General features: G+C 65.6%; 6 protein-coding genes. All 6 read right to left on the minus strand.

Going from position 1 to position 5,567, the window contains the following annotated elements; genetic code table 11:
- Positions 1–59: 59 nt before the first annotated feature.
- The 6 genes from K0M70_RS07455 to K0M70_RS07480 all read right to left on the minus strand — a co-directional run bounded on the left by K0M70_RS07455 (position 60) and on the right by K0M70_RS07480 (position 5,518).
- Positions 60–485 (minus strand): F0F1 ATP synthase subunit epsilon, encoded by a 426-nt coding sequence (locus K0M70_RS07455; RefSeq protein WP_290781117.1) that lies wholly within the window; start codon positions 483–485, stop codon positions 60–62.
- Positions 486–508: 23 nt separating this feature from the next.
- Positions 509–1,918 (minus strand): F0F1 ATP synthase subunit beta, encoded by a 1,410-nt coding sequence (gene atpD, locus K0M70_RS07460; RefSeq protein ID WP_290781119.1) that lies wholly within the window; start codon positions 1,916–1,918, stop codon positions 509–511.
- A gap of 41 nt (positions 1,919–1,959) precedes the next feature.
- On the minus strand, positions 1,960–2,823 hold the full coding sequence (atpG, locus tag K0M70_RS07465) for a F0F1 ATP synthase subunit gamma (RefSeq protein WP_290781122.1): 864 nt from the start codon (positions 2,821–2,823) through the stop codon (positions 1,960–1,962).
- Positions 2,824–2,900: 77 nt separating this feature from the next.
- Entirely contained in the window at positions 2,901–4,445 is a 1,545-nt protein-coding gene (gene atpA, locus K0M70_RS07470) for a F0F1 ATP synthase subunit alpha (protein WP_290781123.1), read from the minus strand.
- A 58-nt stretch (positions 4,446–4,503) separates the two neighbouring features.
- Entirely contained in the window at positions 4,504–5,034 is a 531-nt protein-coding gene (locus K0M70_RS07475; RefSeq protein ID WP_290781125.1) for a F0F1 ATP synthase subunit delta, read from the minus strand.
- 13 nt (positions 5,035–5,047) lie between these two features.
- Entirely contained in the window at positions 5,048–5,518 is a 471-nt protein-coding gene (locus tag K0M70_RS07480; protein ID WP_290781127.1) for a F0F1 ATP synthase subunit B, read from the minus strand.
- Positions 5,519–5,567: the final 49 nt, after the last annotated feature.

Raw genomic sequence — 5,567 nt, forward strand, 5'->3', positions numbered from 1 at the left:
CCCCCCACCCCCCCCCGCCGCCCCCCCGCCGCCGTCGAAGTGTCCCGCGGGCGGCGGACTCAGTGCTTGAGGTTCTTGCGCAGGCGCTCGAGCGCCTGCAGCTGCGCCATGGCCTCGACCAGCTTCGCCTGGGCTTCCGCCAGGTCCATGGCTTCGCCACGACCCGCCAGGATGCGCTCGGCCTCGGCCTTGGCCGCCTGGGCCTTGGACTCGTCCAGGTCGCCACCGCGGATCGCGGTGTCGGCCAGCACCGTCACCACCTGCGGCTGCACCTCGAGGATGCCTCCGGACACGTAGAACAGCTGCTCTTCGCCATTGGCCAGGATGACGCGGATCTGGCCCGGCTTGAGCCGGGTGATCAGCGGGGCGTGCCGCGGCGCAATGCCCAGCTCGCCCATTTCGCCGGTGGCCACGACCATCTGCACTTCGCCCTGGAAGATTTCTTCCTCGGCGCTGACGATGTCGCAACGGATGGTGGATGCCATGTGGATTCCCTACTTTTCGCGGATCAGGCCGCGGCGCTCATCTTCTTGGCCTTTTCGAAGGCCTCGTCGATGCCGCCGACCATGTAGAACGCCTGCTCGGGCAGCGCATCGCACTCGCCGTCGCAGATCATCTTGAAGCCGCGGATGGTTTCCTTCAGCGTGACGTACTTGCCCGGCGAGCCGGTGAACACTTCGGCCACGTGGAAGGGCTGCGAGAAGAAGCGCTCGATCTTGCGGGCGCGGGACACGGCCTGCTTGTCTTCTTCGCTCAGCTCGTCCATGCCCAGGATGGCGATGATGTCCTTGAGCTCCTTGTACTTCTGCAGGGTGGACTGCACCTTGCGGGCGGTGTCGTAGTGCTCGTGGCCGATGACGTTCGGGTCGAGCTGGCGCGACGTGGAGTCGAGCGGGTCGACGGCCGGGTAGATGCCCAGCGACGCGATGTTTCGCGACAGCACGACGGTGGCGTCCAGATGGGCGAACGTGGTGGCCGGCGACGGGTCGGTCAGGTCATCGGCGGGCACGTACACGGCCTGGATGGACGTGATCGAGCCGGTCTTGGTCGAGGTGATGCGCTCCTGCAGCACGCCCATTTCCTCGGCCAGCGTCGGCTGGTAGCCCACGGCCGACGGCATGCGGCCCAGCAGCGCCGACACTTCGGTGCCGGCCAGGGTGTAGCGGTAGATGTTGTCGACGAAGAACAGGATGTCGCGGCCCTTGCCGGTCACCGGGTCGATGTCGTCGCGGAAGTACTCGGCCATGGTCAGGCCGGTCAGCGCGACGCGCAGGCGGTTGCCCGGCGGCTCGTTCATCTGGCCGTACACCATCGCGACCTTGTCCAGGACGTTGGAGTCCTTCATCTCGTGGTAGAAGTCGTTGCCCTCGCGGGTACGCTCACCCACGCCGGCGAACACCGACAGGCCTTCATGGGCCTTGGCGATGTTGTTGATCAGTTCCATCATGTTGACCGTCTTGCCGACGCCGGCGCCGCCGAACAGGCCGACCTTGCCGCCCTTGGCGAACGGGCACATCAGGTCGATCACCTTGATGCCGGTTTCCAGCAGCTCGTTGCCCGAGGACTGGTCTTCGTAGCTCGGCGCGGGGCGGTGGATTTCCCAACGCGTTTCGGATTCAACCGGGCCCGCTTCGTCGATCGGGCGGCCCAGCACGTCCATGATGCGGCCCAGGGTGGCCTTGCCGACCGGCACGGCAATCGCGTGGCCGGTGTTGCTGGCGATCAGGTTGCGCTTGAGGCCGTCGGTGGAACCCAGCGCGATGCAGCGCACGATGCCGTCACCCAGCTGCTGCTGGACTTCGAGCGTGATTTCGGTTCCGTCGACCTTCAGTGCGTCGTAAATCTTCGGCACGTCTGCACGCGGGAACTCGACGTCGACGACGGCGCCGATGATCTGAACGATCTTGCCCTGACTCATGGTTGTTTCCTCGGTTCTGATGCTTTGGTGGTGGCGCTGCGTCAAACTGCCGCGGCGCCGCCGACGATTTCGGAGATTTCCTGGGTGATCGCCGCCTGGCGCGCCTTGTTGTAGATCAGCTGCAGCGTTTCGATCAGCTTGTTGGCGTTGTCGGAGGCGGACTTCATGGCGACCATGCGTGCGGCGTGCTCGGAAGCCAGGTTTTCCAGGGTGGCCTGGTACACCAGCGACTCCACGTAGCGCGTAAGCACGTGGTTGAGCACGGCCTCGGCATCGGGCTCGTACAGGTAGTCCCAGTCGTGCTTGCTTTCCAGCGAATCCGACGCCGGCAGCGGCAGCAGCTGGTCGATGGTCGGGCGCTGCGTCATGGTGTTGACGAAGTCGTTGTAGCTCAGGAACACGCGGTCGAGCTTGCCTTCGCTGTAGCCGTCCAGCATCACCTTGATGACGCCAACCAGCTTTTCAAGCTCCGGCTGCTCGCCCAGGTGGGTCACCGAGCCCAGCAGGTTGACCTTCAGGCGGCGGAAGAACGCCGTGGCCTTCTGGCCCACGCAGACCACGTCCACTTCGGCGCCCTTGGCCTGCCATTCGCGCATGTCCACCAGGATGCGGCGGAACAGCACGGAGTTGAGGCCGCCGCAAAGGCCGCGGTCGGTGGACACGATCACGTAGCCGATGCGCTTGACCTGCTCACGCTCCACCAGGAACGGATGCACGTATTCTGAGTTCGCCTTCGCGATGTGGCCGATCATCTGGCGCATGAGGCGCGCATACGGGCGCGAACCCTTCATGCGCTCCTGCGCCTTGCGGATCTTCGACGCCGAGACCATCTCGAGCGCGCGCGTCACCTTGCGGGTGTTCTGCACGCTCTTGATCTTGGTCTTGATTTCCCTGCCGCCTGCCATGTCTCTTCCCTTTCTACTGTGGGAGGGGCTTCAGCCCCGATTGCTTTCCGTCGGGCCTAAAGCCCCTCCCACATGGATTACCAGGTGCCCGTGCCCTTGAACTCGGAGATGACCTGCTTGAACGAGGCCTCGATGTCCTTGTCCCAGGCGCCGGTCTCGACGATCTTCTTCTCAAGCTCGCCCTGGGTGTTGCTCAGGTGGGCGTGCATGCCTGCCTCGAAGGGCAGGATCTGCGCCAGCGGCACGTCGTCGAGGTAACCCTCGTTGACGGCGTAGATCGACAGCGCCATCTGCGCGATCGACATCGGCGCGTACTGCTTCTGCTTCATCAGCTCGGTCACGCGCTGGCCGCGCTCAAGCTGCTTGCGGGTGGCTTCGTCGAGGTCCGAGGCGAACTGGGCGAACGCCGCCAGCTCGCGGTACTGGGCCAGCGAGATGCGGATGCCGCCCGACAGCTTCTTCATGATCGTGGTCTGGGCCGCACCACCGACGCGCGACACCGAGATACCGGCGTTCACGGCCGGGCGGATGCCGGCATTGAACAGGTCGGTTTCCAGGAAGATCTGGCCGTCGGTGATCGAGATCACGTTGGTGGGCACGAAGGCCGACACGTCACCCGCCTGGGTCTCGATGATCGGCAGCGCGGTCAGCGAGCCGGTCTTGCCCTTGACGCCGCCGTTGGTGAACTTGTCCACGTAGTCCTCGTTCACGCGGGCGGCGCGCTCGAGCAGACGGGAGTGGAGATAGAACACGTCGCCGGGATAGGCTTCGCGGCCCGGCGGGCGGCGCAGCAGCAGCGAGATCTGGCGGTAGGCCACGGCCTGCTTGGACAGGTCGTCGTACACGATCAGCGCGTCTTCGCCGCGGTCGCGGAAGTACTCGCCCATGGTGCAGCCCGAGTAGGCCGAGATGTACTGCATGGCGGCGGATTCGGAAGCGGTGGCGGCCACGACGATGGTGTGGGCCAGCGCGCCGTTTTCCTCGAGCTTGCGCACGATGTTGGCAACCGTCGAAGCCTTCTGGCCGATGGCGACGTACACGCACTTGATGCCGGTGTTCTTCTGGTTGATCACGGCGTCGATGGCGAGAGCGGTCTTGCCGGTCTGGCGGTCACCGATGATCAGCTCGCGCTGGCCGCGGCCGATCGGGATCATGGCGTCAACGGTCTTGTAGCCCGTCTGCACCGGCTGCGACACCGACTTGCGGTCGATAACGCCCGGGGCAACCTTTTCCACCGGCGCGGTGCGCGTGGTGGTGAGCGGACCCTTGCCGTCGATCGGCTCGCCGAGCGCGTTGACCACGCGACCCAGCAGCTCGGGACCAATCGGCACCTCGAGGATGCGGCCGGTGGTCTTGGCGATATCGCCTTCGCGAACGTGCTTGTAGTCACCCAGAACCACGGCGCCGACCGAGTCGCGCTCGAGGTTGAGCGCCAGGGCGAAGGTGGCGTTGGGCAGCTCGATCATTTCGCCCTGCATCACGTCGGCCAGGCCGTGGATGCGCACGATGCCGTCGGACACCGAGGTAACGGTGCCTTCGTTGCGGGCTTCAGCGGCCAGCTTGACGTTCTCGATGCGGCTCTTGATGAGTTCGCTGATTTCGGACGGGTTGAGCGTCTGCATGGGGATATCCCTGGGTCGTCCGGCTCGCGCCGGCGCTTGGTTCAAAGGAAAAACGGATTCAGTTCGCCAGCGCCGCCCCGAGGCGCGCCAGCTTCGTGCGGAGTGAGCCGTCGATGACGATGTCGCCGGCGTCGATCACCGCGCCGCCGATCAGGCCCGCGTCGACCGCCGTGGTGACGTCCACCTCGCGGCCGAAGCGCTTGCGAAGCGACTCGCGCAGCTTCGCCAGCGTGGCCTCGTCCAGCGGCTGGGCCGACGTCACCGTGGCTTTCACCCGGTGTTCGGCTTCGGCGCGCAGCAGCTCGAACAAACCGGAGATCTCCGGCAGCATCGTCAGCCTGCGGTGGTTGGCCAGCTCGACCAGGAAGCGACGGAAGGTCGGGTCGCTGTCGCCGGGCGGCAGCAGCAGGTCGACCAGCGCCTCGGCCTTGGCCAGCGGATGACGCAGGGCGTCGTGCGCCTGCGGAACCGCGGACGCTTCGGCGGCAAAGCCGATCATCTGCGACCACTGCGGCAAACGACCGCCTTCCTGCGCCAGTGCAAACGCGGCGCGGGCATAGGGACGGGCGAGGGTGAGGGCTTGGCTCATGTCAGGCTCGGCCTCAGATCTCGGCCGCCAGCTCGTCGAGCAGCGTCTTGTGGACGTTGCTGTCGATCTCGCGACGGATCAGCTTCTCGGCACCAGCAACGGCGAGCGCGGAAACCTGATGACGCAGGTCTTCCTTGGCGCGGTTGGCGGCGGACTCGATCTCACCGATGGCAATCGCCTTCTGGCGGCCGGCCTCGGCAATGGCCTCGACCTTGGCCTGGTCGACGATCTGGTTCGCCCGGACTTGCGCCTGGTCGATGATCTCGTTGGCCTTGGTACGGGCTTCGCGCAGGACCTCGTTGACCTTTTCTTCGGCCTGGGCGAGATCTTTCTTGCTGCGATCGGCGGCTTCGAGGCCTTCGGCGATCTTCTTCTGGCGCTCTTCGATGGCGCCCATCATCGGCGGCCACACGAACTTGTACGAGAACCAGATCAGGATCGCGAAAGCGAGGGCCTGCCCGATGAAAGTGGCGTTGATATCCATGCGTTTACTCCGCGGTGACTGGTCGAGGGGGGGGGGGGGGGGGGGGGGG

The organism is Arenimonas sp., from assembly GCF_019459675.1.
In the GTDB taxonomy this organism is placed as follows: Bacteria; Pseudomonadota; Gammaproteobacteria; order Xanthomonadales; family Xanthomonadaceae; genus Arenimonas.

Coding starts and splice junctions, on each gene's coding strand:
- K0M70_RS07455 (WP_290781117.1), bottom strand. CDS start 485: ATGGCATCCACCATCCGTTGCGACATCGTCAGCGCCGAGGAAGAAATC.
- atpG (WP_290781122.1), bottom strand. CDS start 2,823: ATGGCAGGCGGCAGGGAAATCAAGACCAAGATCAAGAGCGTGCAGAAC.
- K0M70_RS07480 (WP_290781127.1), bottom strand. CDS start 5,518: ATGGATATCAACGCCACTTTCATCGGGCAGGCCCTCGCTTTCGCGATC.
- atpD (WP_290781119.1), bottom strand. CDS start 1,918: ATGAGTCAGGGCAAGATCGTTCAGATCATCGGCGCCGTCGTCGACGTC.
- atpA (WP_290781123.1), bottom strand. CDS start 4,445: ATGCAGACGCTCAACCCGTCCGAAATCAGCGAACTCATCAAGAGCCGC.
- K0M70_RS07475 (WP_290781125.1), bottom strand. CDS start 5,034: ATGAGCCAAGCCCTCACCCTCGCCCGTCCCTATGCCCGCGCCGCGTTT.